This is a genomic window from Comamonas testosteroni (assembly GCF_030505195.1).
Taxonomy (GTDB): domain Bacteria; phylum Pseudomonadota; class Gammaproteobacteria; order Burkholderiales; family Burkholderiaceae_C; genus Comamonas; species Comamonas testosteroni_G.
Genome location: NZ_CP129672.1, coordinates 2119418 through 2140000, shown reverse-complemented (window position 1 = coordinate 2140000; position 20583 = coordinate 2119418). Strand labels below are relative to the sequence as shown.

Genomic DNA, 20583 nt, shown 5'->3' with positions numbered 1-20583 from the left:
AGACATCAACCGAGATTCCGATAGTAGTGGCGAGCGAATTCGGAAGAGCCTTGCAGTGATAGTCGATCAGTTAACAAAACGGCATGGAAAGGCCGACCATAGTGGGTGATAGTCCCGTATGTGAAAACCGATCGGTGGTACTAGGCTGCAGACAAGTAGGGCGGGGCACGAGAAACCCTGTCTGAATATGGGGGGACCATCCTCCAAGGCTAAATACTCATCATCGACCGATAGTGAACCAGTACCGTGAGGGAAAGGCGAAAAGAACCCCGGGAGGGGAGTGAAATAGATCCTGAAACCGTATGCTTACAAAAAGTCGGAGCCCTTAGGGGTGACGGCGTACCTTTTGTATAATGGGTCAGCGACTTACATTCAGTGGCAAGCTTAACCGAATAGGGGAGGCGAAGAGAAATCGAGTCCGAATAGGGCGATTAGTCGCTGGGTGTAGACCCGAAACCAAGTGATCTATCCATGGCCAGGATGAAGGTGCCGTAACAGGTACTGGAGGTCCGAACCCACTAATGTTGCAAAATTAGGGGATGAGCTGTGGATAGGGGTGAAAGGCTAAACAAACTTGGAAATAGCTGGTTCTCTCCGAAAACTATTTAGGTAGTGCCTCAAGTATTACCGTCGGGGGTAGAGCACTGTTTAGGCTAGGGGGTCATGGCGACTTACCAAACCTATGCAAACTCCGAATACCGACGAGTACAGCTTGGGAGACAGAGCACCGGGTGCTAACGTCCGGACTCAAGAGGGAAACAACCCAGACCGCCAGCTAAGGTCCCTAAAATTGGCTAAGTGGGAAACGAAGTGGGAAGGCTAAAACAGTCAGGATGTTGGCTTAGAAGCAGCCATCATTTAAAGAAAGCGTAATAGCTCACTGATCGAGTCGTCCTGCGCGGAAGATGTAACGGGGCTAAGCCAGTTACCGAAGCTGCGGATGCACAGTTTACTGTGCGTGGTAGGAGAGCGTTCTGTAAGCCTGTGAAGGTGTCTGGTAACGGATGCTGGAGGTATCAGAAGTGCGAATGCTGACATGAGTAGCGTTAAAGGGGGTGAAAAGCCCCCTCGCCGTAAGCGCAAGGTTTCCTACGCAACGTTCATCGGCGTAGGGTGAGTCGGCCCCTAAGGCGAGGCAGAGATGCGTAGCTGATGGGAAACAGGTCAATATTCCTGTACCGATCAATAGTGCGATGTGGGGACGGAGAAGGTTAGCTCAGCCAACTGTTGGATATGTTGGTTCAAGCCTGTAGTCGTGCCTGGTAGGCAAATCCGCCAGGCTTAGATGAGGGGTGATAACGAGTCTGCTTGCAGACGAAGTGAGTGATACCCTGCTTCCAGGAAAAGCCACTAAGCTTCAGCTATTGACGACCGTACCGCAAACCGACACTGGTGCGCGAGATGAGTATTCTAAGGCGCTTGAGAGAACTCAGGAGAAGGAACTCGGCAAATTGACACCGTAACTTCGGGAGAAGGTGTACCCCAAGTAAGTGAAGTTGAACAAACGGAGCTCAAAGGGGTTGCAAAAAATTGGTGGCTGCGACTGTTTAATAAAAACACAGCACTCTGCAAACACGAAAGTGGACGTATAGGGTGTGACGCCTGCCCGGTGCTGGAAGATTAAATGATGGGGTGCAAGCTCTTGATTGAAGTCCCAGTAAACGGCGGCCGTAACTATAACGGTCCTAAGGTAGCGAAATTCCTTGTCGGGTAAGTTCCGACCTGCACGAATGGCGTAACGATGGCCACACTGTCTCCTCCTGAGACTCAGCGAAGTTGAAATGTTTGTGATGATGCAATCTCCCCGCGGAAAGACGGAAAGACCCCATGAACCTTTACTGTAGCTTTGTATTGGACTTTGAACGGATCTGTGTAGGATAGGTGGGAGGCTTTGAAGTGCGGTCGCTAGATCGCATGGAGCCAACGTTGAAATACCACCCTGGTGCGTTTGAGGTTCTAACCTGGATCCATTATCTGGATCGGGGACAGTGCATGGTAGGCAGTTTGACTGGGGCGGTCTCCTCCCAAAGCGTAACGGAGGAGTTCGAAGGTACGCTAGTTACGGTCGGACATCGTGACGATAGTGCAATGGCATAAGCGTGCTTAACTGCGAGACTGACAAGTCGAGCAGATGCGAAAGCAGGACATAGTGATCCGGTGGTTCTGTATGGAAGGGCCATCGCTCAACGGATAAAAGGTACTCTGGGGATAACAGGCTGATACCGCCCAAGAGTTCATATCGACGGCGGTGTTTGGCACCTCGATGTCGGCTCATCTCATCCTGGGGCTGTAGTCGGTCCCAAGGGTATGGCTGTTCGCCATTTAAAGAGGTACGTGAGCTGGGTTTAAAACGTCGTGAGACAGTTTGGTCCCTATCTTCCGTGGGCGCTGCAGATTTGAGGAAGCCTGCTCCTAGTACGAGAGGACCGGAGTGGACACACCTCTGGTGTACCTGTTGTCACGCCAGTGGCATCGCAGGGTAGCTAAGTGTGGAAGAGATAACCGCTGAAAGCATCTAAGCGGGAAACTCGTTTCAAGATGAGATCTGCCGGGGCCTTGAGCCCCCTGAAGGGTCGTTGTAGACCACGACGTTGATAGGCTGGGTGTGGAAGCGCAGTAATGCGTTAAGCTAACCAGTACTAATTGCCCGTGCGGCTTGACCCTATAACTTTGGGTAAGCCTGGAAAAAATAAAGACAGAACGCAAGTTCTAGTTATGCCGAAAAGGCGCAATCGAAAAGCTGATTGAAGACTCTATGAATTCGTTGGACTGAAGGTGAGCAAGATTAAGAAGTTAATCAAGGCGCCGTCAATCTGACAAAAAGTTTATGCCTGATGACCATAGCAAGTTGGTACCACTCCTTCCCATCCCGAACAGGACAGTGAAACGACTTTGCGCCGATGATAGTGCGGGTTCCCGTGTGAAAGTAGGTCATCGTCAGGCTCTTACGCCAAAACGCCTGGCTCACGCCAGGCGTTTTCTTCTCCCTCCTTGTGCTGAGGGGTGAGAAGAAAACGCAAAAACGTTTTAAAAGTACTGTGAAAACAGTGCTACAATAGAAGGCTTCGCTGATCGCAGCAAGCAACGAGATTCAGGATCAGATTTTTTGATTTTGCACTCGGTTCCTTAAAAAAATACAGCCGATAAGCGTGGGCGTTTGAGGGCAAGCAGCCAGTTCTTCGGAACAAACTCTTCGGAGTTATCAAGCGCTCACAAAAACAGTAATGAGGAAGAATTTATTCTTCTTGATTCCGTCAAGTGAGTGAGCAGTCGAAAGACTTTAAATTCAAGATCGAACTATAGAGTTTGATCCTGGCTCAGATTGAACGCTGGCGGCATGCTTTACACATGCAAGTCGAACGGTAACAGGTCTTCGGATGCTGACGAGTGGCGAACGGGTGAGTAATACATCGGAACGTGCCTAGTAGTGGGGGATAACTACTCGAAAGAGTAGCTAATACCGCATGAGATCTACGGATGAAAGCAGGGGACCTTCGGGCCTTGTGCTACTAGAGCGGCTGATGGCAGATTAGGTAGTTGGTGGGGTAAAAGCTTACCAAGCCTGCGATCTGTAGCTGGTCTGAGAGGACGACCAGCCACACTGGGACTGAGACACGGCCCAGACTCCTACGGGAGGCAGCAGTGGGGAATTTTGGACAATGGGCGAAAGCCTGATCCAGCAATGCCGCGTGCAGGATGAAGGCCCTCGGGTTGTAAACTGCTTTTGTACGGAACGAAAAGCCTGGGGCTAATACCCCCGGGTCATGACGGTACCGTAAGAATAAGCACCGGCTAACTACGTGCCAGCAGCCGCGGTAATACGTAGGGTGCAAGCGTTAATCGGAATTACTGGGCGTAAAGCGTGCGCAGGCGGTTTTGTAAGACAGTGGTGAAATCCCCGGGCTCAACCTGGGAACTGCCATTGTGACTGCAAAGCTAGAGTGCGGCAGAGGGGGATGGAATTCCGCGTGTAGCAGTGAAATGCGTAGATATGCGGAGGAACACCGATGGCGAAGGCAATCCCCTGGGCCTGCACTGACGCTCATGCACGAAAGCGTGGGGAGCAAACAGGATTAGATACCCTGGTAGTCCACGCCCTAAACGATGTCAACTGGTTGTTGGGTCTTAACTGACTCAGTAACGAAGCTAACGCGTGAAGTTGACCGCCTGGGGAGTACGGCCGCAAGGTTGAAACTCAAAGGAATTGACGGGGACCCGCACAAGCGGTGGATGATGTGGTTTAATTCGATGCAACGCGAAAAACCTTACCCACCTTTGACATGGCAGGAACTTACCAGAGATGGTTTGGTGCTCGAAAGAGAACCTGCACACAGGTGCTGCATGGCTGTCGTCAGCTCGTGTCGTGAGATGTTGGGTTAAGTCCCGCAACGAGCGCAACCCTTGCCATTAGTTGCTACATTCAGTTGAGCACTCTAATGGGACTGCCGGTGACAAACCGGAGGAAGGTGGGGATGACGTCAAGTCCTCATGGCCCTTATAGGTGGGGCTACACACGTCATACAATGGCTGGTACAAAGGGTTGCCAACCCGCGAGGGGGAGCTAATCCCATAAAGCCAGTCGTAGTCCGGATCGCAGTCTGCAACTCGACTGCGTGAAGTCGGAATCGCTAGTAATCGTGGATCAGAATGTCACGGTGAATACGTTCCCGGGTCTTGTACACACCGCCCGTCACACCATGGGAGCGGGTCTCGCCAGAAGTAGGTAGCCTAACCGCAAGGAGGGCGCTTACCACGGCGGGGTTCGTGACTGGGGTGAAGTCGTAACAAGGTAGCCGTATCGGAAGGTGCGGCTGGATCACCTCCTTTCTGGAAAAATGCTGCTTCAAATTGAACGTCCACACTTATCGGTTGTTGGAACAAGCCAGGTGGCCTGCTAAACAGTAGGCTGCATGGAATGGGTCTGTAGCTCAGCTGGTTAGAGCACTGTGTTGATAACGCAGGGGTCGTTGGTTCGAGCCCAACTAGACCCACCAAGATTCCAATATCTGGTCAGAGGATCCCGGGGGATTAGCTCAGCTGGGAGAGCACCTGCTTTGCAAGCAGGGGGTCGTCGGTTCGATCCCGTCATCCTCCACCAAAAATGATAGCGCCGAAAGGTGCTATAATCGTTGGCTCGGCAGATGTGAAGCGCAAGCGGATCAGAAGCAGAGTAAAAGCGAAAAAACCAAATTCAATATAAAAGCAGTCTGAAGCAGACTGCTTTTATATTGATCTTTGATCAATAGGCTGTTCTTTAAAAATTCATAGAGTCGAAATCAGCGTTGCTGGTGGAAAGCACAAACCAAGGTTTGTGCACCGTGCCGCCAGCAACATTTTGATTGCGTCAAAACAGATATTTTGCGAATGCAAATTTATCTAGTAATGACGAATATTCTCTAAGCTGCATCGAAAGATGCAGCCAAAGATATTCACATTACGGCATAACGCGTGAGGTGCAAGACCTCACCAGTCTTTGAAACCAGGCTTTGATTCTCGACAAGAGAGTCCAAAGTTATAGGGTCAAGTGACTAAGAGCATATGGTGGATGCCTTGGCGATGATAGGCGACGAAAGACGTGATAGCCTGCGATAAGCTTCGGGGAGCTGGCAAATAAGCTTTGATCCGGAGATTTCTGAATGGGGGAACCCACCTCGCAAGAGGTATCGTGCACTGAATACATAGGTGCTCGAAGCGAACCTGGAGAACTGAAACATCTAAGTACCCAGAGGAAAAGACATCAACCGAGATTCCGATAGTAGTGGCGAGCGAATTCGGAAGAGCCTTGCAGTGATAGTCGATCAGTTAACAAAACGGCATGGAAAGGCCGACCATAGTGGGTGATAGTCCCGTATGTGAAAACCGATCGGTGGTACTAGGCTGCAGACAAGTAGGGCGGGGCACGAGAAACCCTGTCTGAATATGGGGGGACCATCCTCCAAGGCTAAATACTCATCATCGACCGATAGTGAACCAGTACCGTGAGGGAAAGGCGAAAAGAACCCCGGGAGGGGAGTGAAATAGATCCTGAAACCGTATGCTTACAAAAAGTCGGAGCCCTTAGGGGTGACGGCGTACCTTTTGTATAATGGGTCAGCGACTTACATTCAGTGGCAAGCTTAACCGAATAGGGGAGGCGAAGAGAAATCGAGTCCGAATAGGGCGATTAGTCGCTGGGTGTAGACCCGAAACCAAGTGATCTATCCATGGCCAGGATGAAGGTGCCGTAACAGGTACTGGAGGTCCGAACCCACTAATGTTGCAAAATTAGGGGATGAGCTGTGGATAGGGGTGAAAGGCTAAACAAACTTGGAAATAGCTGGTTCTCTCCGAAAACTATTTAGGTAGTGCCTCAAGTATTACCGTCGGGGGTAGAGCACTGTTTAGGCTAGGGGGTCATGGCGACTTACCAAACCTATGCAAACTCCGAATACCGACGAGTACAGCTTGGGAGACAGAGCACCGGGTGCTAACGTCCGGACTCAAGAGGGAAACAACCCAGACCGCCAGCTAAGGTCCCTAAAATTGGCTAAGTGGGAAACGAAGTGGGAAGGCTAAAACAGTCAGGATGTTGGCTTAGAAGCAGCCATCATTTAAAGAAAGCGTAATAGCTCACTGATCGAGTCGTCCTGCGCGGAAGATGTAACGGGGCTAAGCCAGTTACCGAAGCTGCGGATGCACAGTTTACTGTGCGTGGTAGGAGAGCGTTCTGTAAGCCTGTGAAGGTGTCTGGTAACGGATGCTGGAGGTATCAGAAGTGCGAATGCTGACATGAGTAGCGTTAAAGGGGGTGAAAAGCCCCCTCGCCGTAAGCGCAAGGTTTCCTACGCAACGTTCATCGGCGTAGGGTGAGTCGGCCCCTAAGGCGAGGCAGAGATGCGTAGCTGATGGGAAACAGGTCAATATTCCTGTACCGATCAATAGTGCGATGTGGGGACGGAGAAGGTTAGCTCAGCCAACTGTTGGATATGTTGGTTCAAGCCTGTAGTCGTGCCTGGTAGGCAAATCCGCCAGGCTTAGATGAGGGGTGATAACGAGTCTGCTTGCAGACGAAGTGAGTGATACCCTGCTTCCAGGAAAAGCCACTAAGCTTCAGCTATTGACGACCGTACCGCAAACCGACACTGGTGCGCGAGATGAGTATTCTAAGGCGCTTGAGAGAACTCAGGAGAAGGAACTCGGCAAATTGACACCGTAACTTCGGGAGAAGGTGTACCCCAAGTAAGTGAAGTTGAACAAACGGAGCTCAAAGGGGTTGCAAAAAATTGGTGGCTGCGACTGTTTAATAAAAACACAGCACTCTGCAAACACGAAAGTGGACGTATAGGGTGTGACGCCTGCCCGGTGCTGGAAGATTAAATGATGGGGTGCAAGCTCTTGATTGAAGTCCCAGTAAACGGCGGCCGTAACTATAACGGTCCTAAGGTAGCGAAATTCCTTGTCGGGTAAGTTCCGACCTGCACGAATGGCGTAACGATGGCCACACTGTCTCCTCCTGAGACTCAGCGAAGTTGAAATGTTTGTGATGATGCAATCTCCCCGCGGAAAGACGGAAAGACCCCATGAACCTTTACTGTAGCTTTGTATTGGACTTTGAACGGATCTGTGTAGGATAGGTGGGAGGCTTTGAAGTGCGGTCGCTAGATCGCATGGAGCCAACGTTGAAATACCACCCTGGTGCGTTTGAGGTTCTAACCTGGATCCATTATCTGGATCGGGGACAGTGCATGGTAGGCAGTTTGACTGGGGCGGTCTCCTCCCAAAGCGTAACGGAGGAGTTCGAAGGTACGCTAGTTACGGTCGGACATCGTGACGATAGTGCAATGGCATAAGCGTGCTTAACTGCGAGACTGACAAGTCGAGCAGATGCGAAAGCAGGACATAGTGATCCGGTGGTTCTGTATGGAAGGGCCATCGCTCAACGGATAAAAGGTACTCTGGGGATAACAGGCTGATACCGCCCAAGAGTTCATATCGACGGCGGTGTTTGGCACCTCGATGTCGGCTCATCTCATCCTGGGGCTGTAGTCGGTCCCAAGGGTATGGCTGTTCGCCATTTAAAGAGGTACGTGAGCTGGGTTTAAAACGTCGTGAGACAGTTTGGTCCCTATCTTCCGTGGGCGCTGCAGATTTGAGGAAGCCTGCTCCTAGTACGAGAGGACCGGAGTGGACACACCTCTGGTGTACCTGTTGTCACGCCAGTGGCATCGCAGGGTAGCTAAGTGTGGAAGAGATAACCGCTGAAAGCATCTAAGCGGGAAACTCGTTTCAAGATGAGATCTGCCGGGGCCTTGAGCCCCCTGAAGGGTCGTTGTAGACCACGACGTTGATAGGCTGGGTGTGGAAGCGCAGTAATGCGTTAAGCTAACCAGTACTAATTGCCCGTGCGGCTTGACCCTATAACTTTGGGTAAGCCTGGAAAAAATAAAGACAGAACGCAAGTTCTAGTTATGCCGAAAAGGCGCAATCGAAAAGCTGATTGAAGACTCTATGAATTCGTTGGACTGAAGGTGAGCAAGATTAAGAAGTTAATCAAGGCGCCGTCAATCTGACAAAAAGTTTATGCCTGATGACCATAGCAAGTTGGTACCACTCCTTCCCATCCCGAACAGGACAGTGAAACGACTTTGCGCCGATGATAGTGCGGGTTCCCGTGTGAAAGTAGGTCATCGTCAGGCTCTTACGCCAAAACGCCTGGCTCACGCCAGGCGTTTTCTTCTCCCTCCTTGTGCTGAGGGGTGAGAAGAAAACGCAAAAACGTTTTAAAAGTACTGTGAAAACAGTGCTACAATAGAAGGCTTCGCTGATCGCAGCAAGCAACGAGATTCAGGATCAGATTTTTTGATTTTGCACTCGGTTCCTTAAAAAAATACAGCCGATAAGCGTGGGCGTTTGAGGGCAAGCAGCCAGTTCTTCGGAACAAACTCTTCGGAGTTATCAAGCGCTCACAAAAACAGTAATGAGGAAGAATTTATTCTTCTTGATTCCGTCAAGTGAGTGAGCAGTCGAAAGACTTTAAATTCAAGATCGAACTATAGAGTTTGATCCTGGCTCAGATTGAACGCTGGCGGCATGCTTTACACATGCAAGTCGAACGGTAACAGGTCTTCGGATGCTGACGAGTGGCGAACGGGTGAGTAATACATCGGAACGTGCCTAGTAGTGGGGGATAACTACTCGAAAGAGTAGCTAATACCGCATGAGATCTACGGATGAAAGCAGGGGACCTTCGGGCCTTGTGCTACTAGAGCGGCTGATGGCAGATTAGGTAGTTGGTGGGGTAAAAGCTTACCAAGCCTGCGATCTGTAGCTGGTCTGAGAGGACGACCAGCCACACTGGGACTGAGACACGGCCCAGACTCCTACGGGAGGCAGCAGTGGGGAATTTTGGACAATGGGCGAAAGCCTGATCCAGCAATGCCGCGTGCAGGATGAAGGCCCTCGGGTTGTAAACTGCTTTTGTACGGAACGAAAAGCCTGGGGCTAATACCCCCGGGTCATGACGGTACCGTAAGAATAAGCACCGGCTAACTACGTGCCAGCAGCCGCGGTAATACGTAGGGTGCAAGCGTTAATCGGAATTACTGGGCGTAAAGCGTGCGCAGGCGGTTTTGTAAGACAGTGGTGAAATCCCCGGGCTCAACCTGGGAACTGCCATTGTGACTGCAAAGCTAGAGTGCGGCAGAGGGGGATGGAATTCCGCGTGTAGCAGTGAAATGCGTAGATATGCGGAGGAACACCGATGGCGAAGGCAATCCCCTGGGCCTGCACTGACGCTCATGCACGAAAGCGTGGGGAGCAAACAGGATTAGATACCCTGGTAGTCCACGCCCTAAACGATGTCAACTGGTTGTTGGGTCTTAACTGACTCAGTAACGAAGCTAACGCGTGAAGTTGACCGCCTGGGGAGTACGGCCGCAAGGTTGAAACTCAAAGGAATTGACGGGGACCCGCACAAGCGGTGGATGATGTGGTTTAATTCGATGCAACGCGAAAAACCTTACCCACCTTTGACATGGCAGGAACTTACCAGAGATGGTTTGGTGCTCGAAAGAGAACCTGCACACAGGTGCTGCATGGCTGTCGTCAGCTCGTGTCGTGAGATGTTGGGTTAAGTCCCGCAACGAGCGCAACCCTTGCCATTAGTTGCTACATTCAGTTGAGCACTCTAATGGGACTGCCGGTGACAAACCGGAGGAAGGTGGGGATGACGTCAAGTCCTCATGGCCCTTATAGGTGGGGCTACACACGTCATACAATGGCTGGTACAAAGGGTTGCCAACCCGCGAGGGGGAGCTAATCCCATAAAGCCAGTCGTAGTCCGGATCGCAGTCTGCAACTCGACTGCGTGAAGTCGGAATCGCTAGTAATCGTGGATCAGAATGTCACGGTGAATACGTTCCCGGGTCTTGTACACACCGCCCGTCACACCATGGGAGCGGGTCTCGCCAGAAGTAGGTAGCCTAACCGCAAGGAGGGCGCTTACCACGGCGGGGTTCGTGACTGGGGTGAAGTCGTAACAAGGTAGCCGTATCGGAAGGTGCGGCTGGATCACCTCCTTTCTGGAAAAATGCTGCTTCAAATTGAACGTCCACACTTATCGGTTGTTGGAACAAGCCAGGTGGCCTGCTAAACAGTAGGCTGCATGGAATGGGTCTGTAGCTCAGCTGGTTAGAGCACTGTGTTGATAACGCAGGGGTCGTTGGTTCGAGCCCAACTAGACCCACCAAGATTCCAATATCTGGTCAGAGGATCCCGGGGGATTAGCTCAGCTGGGAGAGCACCTGCTTTGCAAGCAGGGGGTCGTCGGTTCGATCCCGTCATCCTCCACCAAAAATGATAGCGCCGAAAGGTGCTATAATCGTTGGCTCGGCAGATGTGAAGCGCAAGCGGATCAGAAGCAGAGTAAAAGCGAAAAAACCAAATTCAATATAAAAGCAGTCTGAAGCAGACTGCTTTTATATTGATCTTTGATCAATAGGCTGTTCTTTAAAAATTCATAGAGTCGAAATCAGCGTTGCTGGTGGAAAGCACAAACCAAGGTTTGTGCACCGTGCCGCCAGCAACATTTTGATTGCGTCAAAACAGATATTTTGCGAATGCAAATTTATCTAGTAATGACGAATATTCTCTAAGCTGCATCGAAAGATGCAGCCAAAGATATTCACATTACGGCATAACGCGTGAGGTGCAAGACCTCACCAGTCTTTGAAACCAGGCTTTGATTCTCGACAAGAGAGTCCAAAGTTATAGGGTCAAGTGACTAAGAGCATATGGTGGATGCCTTGGCGATGATAGGCGACGAAAGACGTGATAGCCTGCGATAAGCTTCGGGGAGCTGGCAAATAAGCTTTGATCCGGAGATTTCTGAATGGGGGAACCCACCTCGCAAGAGGTATCGTGCACTGAATACATAGGTGCTCGAAGCGAACCTGGAGAACTGAAACATCTAAGTACCCAGAGGAAAAGACATCAACCGAGATTCCGATAGTAGTGGCGAGCGAATTCGGAAGAGCCTTGCAGTGATAGTCGATCAGTTAACAAAACGGCATGGAAAGGCCGACCATAGTGGGTGATAGTCCCGTATGTGAAAACCGATCGGTGGTACTAGGCTGCAGACAAGTAGGGCGGGGCACGAGAAACCCTGTCTGAATATGGGGGGACCATCCTCCAAGGCTAAATACTCATCATCGACCGATAGTGAACCAGTACCGTGAGGGAAAGGCGAAAAGAACCCCGGGAGGGGAGTGAAATAGATCCTGAAACCGTATGCTTACAAAAAGTCGGAGCCCTTAGGGGTGACGGCGTACCTTTTGTATAATGGGTCAGCGACTTACATTCAGTGGCAAGCTTAACCGAATAGGGGAGGCGAAGAGAAATCGAGTCCGAATAGGGCGATTAGTCGCTGGGTGTAGACCCGAAACCAAGTGATCTATCCATGGCCAGGATGAAGGTGCCGTAACAGGTACTGGAGGTCCGAACCCACTAATGTTGCAAAATTAGGGGATGAGCTGTGGATAGGGGTGAAAGGCTAAACAAACTTGGAAATAGCTGGTTCTCTCCGAAAACTATTTAGGTAGTGCCTCAAGTATTACCGTCGGGGGTAGAGCACTGTTTAGGCTAGGGGGTCATGGCGACTTACCAAACCTATGCAAACTCCGAATACCGACGAGTACAGCTTGGGAGACAGAGCACCGGGTGCTAACGTCCGGACTCAAGAGGGAAACAACCCAGACCGCCAGCTAAGGTCCCTAAAATTGGCTAAGTGGGAAACGAAGTGGGAAGGCTAAAACAGTCAGGATGTTGGCTTAGAAGCAGCCATCATTTAAAGAAAGCGTAATAGCTCACTGATCGAGTCGTCCTGCGCGGAAGATGTAACGGGGCTAAGCCAGTTACCGAAGCTGCGGATGCACAGTTTACTGTGCGTGGTAGGAGAGCGTTCTGTAAGCCTGTGAAGGTGTCTGGTAACGGATGCTGGAGGTATCAGAAGTGCGAATGCTGACATGAGTAGCGTTAAAGGGGGTGAAAAGCCCCCTCGCCGTAAGCGCAAGGTTTCCTACGCAACGTTCATCGGCGTAGGGTGAGTCGGCCCCTAAGGCGAGGCAGAGATGCGTAGCTGATGGGAAACAGGTCAATATTCCTGTACCGATCAATAGTGCGATGTGGGGACGGAGAAGGTTAGCTCAGCCAACTGTTGGATATGTTGGTTCAAGCCTGTAGTCGTGCCTGGTAGGCAAATCCGCCAGGCTTAGATGAGGGGTGATAACGAGTCTGCTTGCAGACGAAGTGAGTGATACCCTGCTTCCAGGAAAAGCCACTAAGCTTCAGCTATTGACGACCGTACCGCAAACCGACACTGGTGCGCGAGATGAGTATTCTAAGGCGCTTGAGAGAACTCAGGAGAAGGAACTCGGCAAATTGACACCGTAACTTCGGGAGAAGGTGTACCCCAAGTAAGTGAAGTTGAACAAACGGAGCTCAAAGGGGTTGCAAAAAATTGGTGGCTGCGACTGTTTAATAAAAACACAGCACTCTGCAAACACGAAAGTGGACGTATAGGGTGTGACGCCTGCCCGGTGCTGGAAGATTAAATGATGGGGTGCAAGCTCTTGATTGAAGTCCCAGTAAACGGCGGCCGTAACTATAACGGTCCTAAGGTAGCGAAATTCCTTGTCGGGTAAGTTCCGACCTGCACGAATGGCGTAACGATGGCCACACTGTCTCCTCCTGAGACTCAGCGAAGTTGAAATGTTTGTGATGATGCAATCTCCCCGCGGAAAGACGGAAAGACCCCATGAACCTTTACTGTAGCTTTGTATTGGACTTTGAACGGATCTGTGTAGGATAGGTGGGAGGCTTTGAAGTGCGGTCGCTAGATCGCATGGAGCCAACGTTGAAATACCACCCTGGTGCGTTTGAGGTTCTAACCTGGATCCATTATCTGGATCGGGGACAGTGCATGGTAGGCAGTTTGACTGGGGCGGTCTCCTCCCAAAGCGTAACGGAGGAGTTCGAAGGTACGCTAGTTACGGTCGGACATCGTGACGATAGTGCAATGGCATAAGCGTGCTTAACTGCGAGACTGACAAGTCGAGCAGATGCGAAAGCAGGACATAGTGATCCGGTGGTTCTGTATGGAAGGGCCATCGCTCAACGGATAAAAGGTACTCTGGGGATAACAGGCTGATACCGCCCAAGAGTTCATATCGACGGCGGTGTTTGGCACCTCGATGTCGGCTCATCTCATCCTGGGGCTGTAGTCGGTCCCAAGGGTATGGCTGTTCGCCATTTAAAGAGGTACGTGAGCTGGGTTTAAAACGTCGTGAGACAGTTTGGTCCCTATCTTCCGTGGGCGCTGCAGATTTGAGGAAGCCTGCTCCTAGTACGAGAGGACCGGAGTGGACACACCTCTGGTGTACCTGTTGTCACGCCAGTGGCATCGCAGGGTAGCTAAGTGTGGAAGAGATAACCGCTGAAAGCATCTAAGCGGGAAACTCGTTTCAAGATGAGATCTGCCGGGGCCTTGAGCCCCCTGAAGGGTCGTTGTAGACCACGACGTTGATAGGCTGGGTGTGGAAGCGCAGTAATGCGTTAAGCTAACCAGTACTAATTGCCCGTGCGGCTTGACCCTATAACTTTGGGTAAGCCTGAAAAAATAAAGACAGAACGCAAGTTCTAGTTATGCCGAAAAGGCGCAATCGAAAAGCTGATTAAAGACTCTATGAATTCGTTAGACTGAAGGTGAGCGAGATTAAGAAGTTAATCGAGGCGCCGTCAATCTGACAAAAAGTTTATGCCTGATGACCATAGCAAGTTGGTACCACTCCTTCCCATCCCGAACAGGACAGTGAAACGACTTTGCGCCGATGATAGTGCGGGTTCCCGTGTGAAAGTAGGTCATCGTCAGGCTCTTACAGTGAAAACCCCGTAGTCGAAAGATTACGGGGTTTTTTTATTGGGTGCTTCGAAATAGGGAGCGTTTACCGCAGGCTGTCAAAGGATTACAGCTACAAAAATACCGGAAACCCATAAAAAGAGAGCGCTAGGCGCTCTCTTTTTATTTCTGCATATCGGGGGCGTAGAAGCGCAGGATGCCGTTTTCATCCAGCCGCCGCGTCAGTTGTCGGCTGAACCAGAGGTAGTGCAGATGGGCCAGGGCCTCGCCCATGGCGAAAGTCATCTGGTGAGTGTCCAGTTGGCGTTTGAAGAGGATGGGAAGGATGTCGGCAGCGCTTAGTCCTTGCTGCCGGGAGGCCTGCATGATGTCGTTCAGACGCTCCTGATGATGGTCCAGCAGTTGCTGGACACGGGCATGCAATCCCGTGAATGGTTTGCCATGCGAGGGCAGAACAAAGGTGTTCTGGGGGAGAGCGAAGTAGCGCTTTAGCGATGTGAGAAACAGCTGCAGCGGGTTGGCTTCAGGCTCGGAAGCATGCACGCTGACATTGGCGGAAATACGGGGCAGCACCATGTCGCCGCTGATCAGTGTCTCGAGCTCGGCGCAGTAAAGCGCCATGTGCTCCGGCGCGTGGCCATAGCCGGCAATGCACTGCCATGTGCGGCCATTGATGTCTATCTCGTCGCCATCCATGATGCGGTGATAGATGTCGGGGACGGGGGCTACCAGGGAAGAGTAGTAGCTGCCGCGGCCGCGCACATGGAGCAGAAATTCCTCATCTCTTTGTCCGTGCAGGCTGTAGAAGTCTGCACCGGATTCACCGCCGAAGCCGTCTCTGTCTTTCATGGCGACACGGGCGACGTTGTAATCGGTGGCACTGATCCACAAGGGCGCATTCCATTGATGGCAGAGCCAGCCGGCCAAACCGATATGGTCGGGGTGCATATGGGTGACGATGACACGCAAAATAGGCAGGCCTTCAAGCGCAGAGGCAAAAATCTGTTCCCATTGCTCGCGGGCTTCGCTGCGATTGACGCAGCAGTCGATGACGGTCCAGCCCTCGCGTATCTGGCCATGCAGATCGGTCTGACGATCACGCAGCAGCCAGAGGTTGATGTGATCGAGGGCAAACGGCAAGGTCATGCGGATCCACTTGACGCCGGGTGCCACGTCCAGAGTCTGGGCCGGACCGGGCAAGGTATCGCCGAGGGGGTAATGCAGTGCGGATTCTTGGCTTGAGGTCATGAGGCGGTATTTCGTTTAGCATTGACGTTAACGTAAACGTCAGTTTTGTCAAAGCATTTTAGAGACCGGCCTGCCTCGTGCAGTCACCTGTGAGATGCAAGACTTACAACTCCACAGAATCATGTCGACCATCTACACCATCAGTGACCTTGCCAAAGAGTTCGATCTCACGACCCGGGCCATCCGTTTTTATGAGGATATGGGCTTGCTGCAGCCGGAGCGCTCCGGCGCAGGCGGTCGCAATCGCGTGTATTCATCGAGAGACCGCGCACGTCTACGCCTGACACTGCGGGCCAAGCGCCTGGGACTGTCGCTGTCGGAGGCCAAGGAAATCATCGACATGTATGACAGCCCGCGCGATACGGGTGTGCAGTTGCGCAAGTTCCTCGATGTGCTGGCGATCCACCGCAAGCAGCTCGAAGCGCAGATGGCCGATCTGCAGGTGACTCTGGATGAGGTGCGAGAGCAGGAAAAAGAGGCTCGCATGTTATTGAAAAGGAGCGAGAGCAAAAATGGCGCATAATTGACGTTTACGTAAACGTCAATTTCAAAGCTTTGCTGGAGAGTTGCCATGTCTGTTGCAGGTGCCACCGAGTCTCTGGATTTTGTTCATCGGGTGAAGCAGAGCTTCGCAAAGCAAGGCGCCATGGCTACGATTGGCGCGCAGCTGACCCTGGTGGAGCCAGGCGTTGTCGATATCTGTCTGGACTGGGCTCCGGGCCTGACTCAGCAGCATGGCTTTTTGCACGCCGGCATGGTCTCCACTGCACTCGATTCGGCCTGCGGCTATGCGGGGCTGACGCTGATGCCAACAGATGCCGCCGTGCTGACCATCGAATTCAAGATCAATCTGCTCGCCCCGGCCAAAGGCCAGCGCTTTCGCATGGAGGGCCGGGTCATCAAGCCCGGGCGCACCATCACCGTATCCGAAGGCAAGGCCTTTGCCATTGACCAGGGAAAAGAGAAACTGATTGCCACAATGGGCTGCACTCTGATGTGTGTGCAGAACCGTGAAGGCATACGCACTGACAAGACGATTCGTCAGACCCATATCTACAGGAGACAACCATGAGCCTTGCCAATCTGCCCGGACTGAACTTCCAGCTCGGTGAAGACATCGATGCGCTGCGCGACGCGGTGCGTGAATTTGCCCAGAGCGAGATTGCTCCGCGCGCGGCCGAGATCGACCGCAGCGACCAGTTCCCCATGGATCTGTGGCGCAAGTTCGGCGAACTGGGCGTGCTTGGCATCACCGTATCCGAGCAGTATGGCGGTGCCGACATGGGCTATCTGGCCCATATGGTGGCGATGGAGGAAATCTCGCGCGCCAGTGCCTCGGTGGGCCTGTCCTATGGCGCTCACAGCAATCTGTGCGTGAATCAGATCAATCGCAACGGCAGCGAGGCGCAGAAGGCCAAGTACCTGCCCAAGCTCATCAGCGGCGAGCATGTGGGAGCACTGGCCATGAGCGAGCCCGGCGCCGGCTCTGATGTCATCAGCATGAAGCTCAAGGCCGAGGACAAGGGCGGCTACTACCTGCTCAATGGCAGCAAGATGTGGATCACCAACGGGCCCGATGCCGACACCTTGGTGGTCTATGCCAAGAGCGAGCCGGAGATGGGCGCTCGTGGCGTGACGGCCTTTCTGATCGAGAAGGGCATGAAGGGCTTCTCGATCGCGCAAAAGCTCGACAAGCTGGGCATGCGCGGCAGCCATACGGGCGAGCTGGTGTTCCAGAACGTGGAGGTGCCGGCTGAAAACATACTGGGCGGCCTGAACATGGGCGCCAAGGTGTTGATGAGCGGCCTGGACTATGAGCGCGCCGTCCTGACTGGAGGCCCGCTGGGCATCATGCAGTCCGTCATGGATAATGTCGTCCCCTATATCCACGACCGCAAGCAGTTTGGCCAGAGCATCGGCGAGTTCCAGCTGATCCAGGGCAAGGTGGCAGACATGTACACCGTGCTGCAAGCAGGCCGCTCTTTTGCCTATACGGTCGCTAAAAACCTGGATCTTCTGGGAACCGATCATGTGCGCCAGGTTCGCAAGGACTGCGCCAGCGTGATCTTGTGGTGCGCCGAGAAGGCCACCTGGATGGCCGGCGAGGGCGTGCAAATCTATGGCGGCAATGGGTATATCAACGAGTATCCGCTCGGTCGCCTGTGGCGAGATGCGAAACTCTATGAGATTGGCGCTGGCACCAGTGAAATTCGCCGCATGCTCATAGGTCGCGAGCTGTTTGCTGAAACCTGCTGAAAAAGCAGGAGCTGCGCCGTTCTTTCAACCACAAAAAGAAGGATAGCTTCATGACAACGACCTCCATCGAAGAACTGTTTGTCCACAACCGCGAATGGGCAGACCAGATGGAGCGTGATCGTCCTGGTTTCTTTACCGGACTGATGGCGCAGCAAAAACCCAAATACATGTGGATCGGCTGCTCGGACAGCCGCGTGCCGGCCAACCAGATCACGGGTCTGGAGCCTGGCGAGGTGTTTGTGCATCGCAACGTGGCCAACGTGGTGGTGCCCAGCGATCTGAACTGCCTGTCCACCATCCAGTACTCGGTCGATCATCTGAAGATCGAGCACCTGATGGTTGTGGGCCACTATGGCTGCGGCGGCGTGTATGCGGCGCTGAACAATCTGCGCCTGGGCCTGGTGGACAACTGGACCCGCCATGTGCGCGATGTGCGCGACAAGCACATCAAGCTGCTGGAAGGCATCTCCACTCAGTTCCGCCACGATGTGCTGTGCGAGCTCAATGCCATCGAGCAGGTGGTCAACGTGGCCCAGTCCACCGTGATGCAGGACGCCTGGGCCCGCGGCCAGCAGGTGACTCTGCATGGCTGGTGCTACAGCCTCAACAACGGCCACATCACCAACCTCGAAATGACCGTGCCTGGTGTGGGCGGCCTGCAGGATGTCTACAACAAGGCTGTCGAGAAGGTCGCTGCGCGCAAGCGCGACTGATCGCTGCCGCTGCGCAGCTGCAGCGCCCTCAAGCGGACCCAAGGCCTGTGCCGCTTGTTCCGCTTGAGAGTGCTGCTCACTTATCTGGAGCGATTGGCCCGCCATGTTTCCGCAACGACTGGATGCCCCCGAGGCCTATGCCATTGCGCAGGCCCTGATGCATGGCTACAACCAGCATTACCGCATGTTCAGTGCGGAAGCTGCCCGAGCCAAGCAGCGCTTTGAGACCATGGACTGGCCGGGCCAGCAGCAGGCTCAGCGTGAACGCATAGAGTTCTACGACCGGCAGGTGCGTGCCTGCATCCAGAGGCTGGAAGAGGAGTTTGCCGCCAGCCTGCAGAGCATGGCTGTCTGGCAGCAGGTCAAGCTGCATTACATCGGGCTGATGGTCGACCATCTGCAGCCCGAGCTGGCCGAGACCTTCTTCAACTCGGTCACCACCAAGATTTTGCATCGCACCCATTTCCAGAACGACTTCATCTTCGTGCGTGCTGCCGTCAGCACCGAGTATCTGGAAAACACCGCGCCGGGTGCCGTACCTATCTACCGAGCCTACTACCCGGGCAACCTCGCCCAGCTCGAAGGGACGCTGCAGACCCTGTTTGAGCAGCTGCAGCTGCAATGCCGCTTTGAAGACCTGCAGCGCGACGTGCACCTGCTGGCCGAGCGCATACGCCAGAGGCTGGCGGGCCTGACGCTCAGGGCCAACTTCCAGCTTCAGGTGCTGTCCAGCCTGTTCTATCGCAACAAGGGGGCGTACCTGGTGGGCAAGATCATCACCGGCTATACCGAGCTGCCGCTGGCGATTCCCATTCTGCATGGAGAGCAGGAGCAGCTCATACTGCATGCGGCCCTGTTCGGCGAGGACGACCTGCATGCGCTGTTCAGCTTTGCGCGCGCCTACTTCATGGTGGATATGGAAGTGCCCAGCGCCTATGTGAGCTTTCTGCGCAGCCTCATGCCGCGCAAGCCCAAGGCGGAAATCTATAACGCCCTGGGTCTGGCCAAGCAGGGCAAGACGCTGTTCTACCGCGACTTTCTGCATCACCTGCGCCATTCCAGCGATCAGCTGCGCATTGCGCCCGGCATCAAGGGCCTGGTCATGCTGGTGTTCGACCTGCCCAGCTTCCCCTATGTGTTCAAGCTCATCAAGGACCGTATCGCCAGCAGCAAGGATGTGTCGCGTCCCCAGGTCAAGGCCAAGTACCAGCTGGTCAAAAAGCATGACCGCGGCGGTCGCATGGCGGACACCATGGAGTACAGCCTGGTGGCTTTTCCCAGAGACCGTTTCAGCGATGAACTGCTGGCCGAGCTGCACGCCCAGGCTCCCGAGCAGATCGAGATCAGCGACCGTGATGGGGACGGGCAGGTGGAAGTCATCATCAGCCACCTCTACATCGAGCGCCGTCTGGTGCCGCTGAACCTGTTCCTGATGGAGTGCCTGGCCGAGGCAGATACCAAGCCGGAGCGCCGCGCTGCCATGGAGCGCGCGATTCTCGAATACGGCAATGCCATCAAGGACCTGGTGGCCACCAATATCTTTCCCGGCGACATGCTGTGGAAGAACTTTGGCGTCACGCGTGGCGGCAAGGTGGTGTTCTACGACTATGACGAGATCGAATACCTGACCGACTGCAACTTCCGCCAGGTGCCGCAGCCGCGAACCGAGGAAGAGGAGATGTCGGGCGACATCTGGTATTCGGTCGGCCCCAGGGATGTCTTTCCCGAGACCTTCGGACCTTTTTTGCTGGGCCATCCGGCCGTGCGCGACATCTTCATGCGCCATCACGCCGACCTGCTGGAGGCCGAGTTCTGGCGCGCCCACCAGAGCCGTATCCGTGACGGTCATTTCCTGGACGTGTTCCCCTACGAGCGCAGCCGCTTTCTGCATGCCGGCGACGCCGGACTGGACACGCAGCGTTTCGCCATTCCCGCCAATAGCCTCGCTTGAAGAGGCAGATCACAACCCTCCAT

Annotated in this window: 6 protein-coding genes, 4 tRNA genes and 8 rRNA genes (1 of these 18 running past the window's edge); 17 read left to right on the top strand and 1 reads right to left on the bottom strand. The window is 53.4% G+C overall.

All coding sequences use genetic code 11. The features are described from left to right. The 12 genes from QYQ99_RS09740 to rrf (QYQ99_RS09685) form a co-directional block, all read left to right on the top strand. Window positions 1-2664 (top strand): 23S ribosomal RNA (locus QYQ99_RS09740) (it extends 214 nt beyond the left edge of the window). A gap of 166 nt (window positions 2665-2830) precedes the next feature. After that, window positions 2831-2943, top strand: a 5S ribosomal RNA gene (gene rrf / locus QYQ99_RS09735). 351 nt (window positions 2944-3294) lie between these two features. Continuing rightward, a 16S ribosomal RNA gene (locus QYQ99_RS09730) occupies window positions 3295-4827 on the top strand. A 90-nt stretch (window positions 4828-4917) separates the two neighbouring features. Next, a tRNA-Ile gene (locus QYQ99_RS09725) sits at window positions 4918-4994 on the top strand. A 28-nt stretch (window positions 4995-5022) separates the two neighbouring features. Then, window positions 5023-5098 (top strand) — tRNA-Ala (locus QYQ99_RS09720). A 420-nt stretch (window positions 5099-5518) separates the two neighbouring features. After that, window positions 5519-8396, top strand: a 23S ribosomal RNA gene (locus QYQ99_RS09715). A gap of 166 nt (window positions 8397-8562) precedes the next feature. Beyond that, window positions 8563-8675, top strand: a 5S ribosomal RNA gene (gene rrf, locus QYQ99_RS09710). A 351-nt stretch (window positions 8676-9026) separates the two neighbouring features. Next, a 16S ribosomal RNA gene (locus tag QYQ99_RS09705) occupies window positions 9027-10559 on the top strand. Between the two features lie 90 nt (window positions 10560-10649). Further along, window positions 10650-10726, top strand: a tRNA-Ile gene (locus QYQ99_RS09700). Between the two features lie 28 nt (window positions 10727-10754). Further along, window positions 10755-10830: transfer RNA gene (locus QYQ99_RS09695), tRNA-Ala, on the top strand. Window positions 10831-11250: 420 nt separating this feature from the next. Beyond that, window positions 11251-14128, top strand: a 23S ribosomal RNA gene (locus QYQ99_RS09690). A 165-nt stretch (window positions 14129-14293) separates the two neighbouring features. Then, a 5S ribosomal RNA gene (gene rrf, locus QYQ99_RS09685) occupies window positions 14294-14406 on the top strand. Together the 16S, 23S and 5S rRNA genes with 4 tRNA genes alongside form the textbook arrangement of a ribosomal RNA operon. A 148-nt stretch (window positions 14407-14554) precedes the next feature. Here the strand turns inward: rrf (QYQ99_RS09685) and QYQ99_RS09680 are convergent. Beyond that, window positions 14555-15640, bottom strand: a complete 1086-nt coding sequence (locus QYQ99_RS09680; protein ID WP_302092444.1) for an MBL fold metallo-hydrolase — start codon at window positions 15638-15640, stop codon at window positions 14555-14557. A gap of 121 nt (window positions 15641-15761) precedes the next feature. Between QYQ99_RS09680 and QYQ99_RS09675 the strand changes: the two genes are divergently transcribed. The 5 genes from QYQ99_RS09675 to aceK all read left to right on the top strand — a co-directional run bounded on the left by QYQ99_RS09675 (window position 15762) and on the right by aceK (window position 20560). After that, window positions 15762-16163, top strand: coding sequence for a MerR family transcriptional regulator (locus tag QYQ99_RS09675; RefSeq protein ID WP_302092443.1), 402 nt, complete (start codon window positions 15762-15764; stop codon window positions 16161-16163). A gap of 48 nt (window positions 16164-16211) precedes the next feature. Next, on the top strand, window positions 16212-16712 hold the full coding sequence (locus QYQ99_RS09670) for a PaaI family thioesterase (RefSeq protein ID WP_302092442.1): 501 nt from the start codon (window positions 16212-16214) through the stop codon (window positions 16710-16712). Next, window positions 16709-17896, top strand: a complete 1188-nt coding sequence (locus tag QYQ99_RS09665; protein WP_302092441.1) for an isovaleryl-CoA dehydrogenase — start codon at window positions 16709-16711, stop codon at window positions 17894-17896. The genes QYQ99_RS09670 and QYQ99_RS09665 overlap by 4 nt, the downstream gene beginning before the upstream one ends. A 50-nt stretch (window positions 17897-17946) precedes the next feature. Further along, complete coding sequence (gene can, locus QYQ99_RS09660) at window positions 17947-18609, top strand: carbonate dehydratase (protein ID WP_302092440.1); 663 nt, start codon at window positions 17947-17949, stop codon at window positions 18607-18609. Between the two features lie 103 nt (window positions 18610-18712). Then, window positions 18713-20560: a bifunctional isocitrate dehydrogenase kinase/phosphatase gene (aceK, locus tag QYQ99_RS09655; RefSeq protein WP_302092439.1), complete on the top strand. Its 1848-nt coding sequence runs from the start codon at window positions 18713-18715 to the stop codon at window positions 20558-20560. Window positions 20561-20583: the final 23 nt, after the last annotated feature.

What these genes read in the sequence shown, in the direction of transcription:
- QYQ99_RS09680 (WP_302092444.1), bottom strand. Translation starts at nt 15,640, where the DNA reads ATGACCTCAAGCCAAGAATCCGCACTGCATTACCCCCTCGGCGATACC.
- QYQ99_RS09670 (WP_302092442.1), top strand. Translation starts at nt 16,212, where the DNA reads ATGTCTGTTGCAGGTGCCACCGAGTCTCTGGATTTTGTTCATCGGGTG.
- can (WP_302092440.1), top strand. Translation starts at nt 17,947, where the DNA reads ATGACAACGACCTCCATCGAAGAACTGTTTGTCCACAACCGCGAATGG.
- QYQ99_RS09665 (WP_302092441.1), top strand. Translation starts at nt 16,709, where the DNA reads ATGAGCCTTGCCAATCTGCCCGGACTGAACTTCCAGCTCGGTGAAGAC.
- QYQ99_RS09675 (WP_302092443.1), top strand. Translation starts at nt 15,762, where the DNA reads ATGTCGACCATCTACACCATCAGTGACCTTGCCAAAGAGTTCGATCTC.
- aceK (WP_302092439.1), top strand. Translation starts at nt 18,713, where the DNA reads ATGTTTCCGCAACGACTGGATGCCCCCGAGGCCTATGCCATTGCGCAG.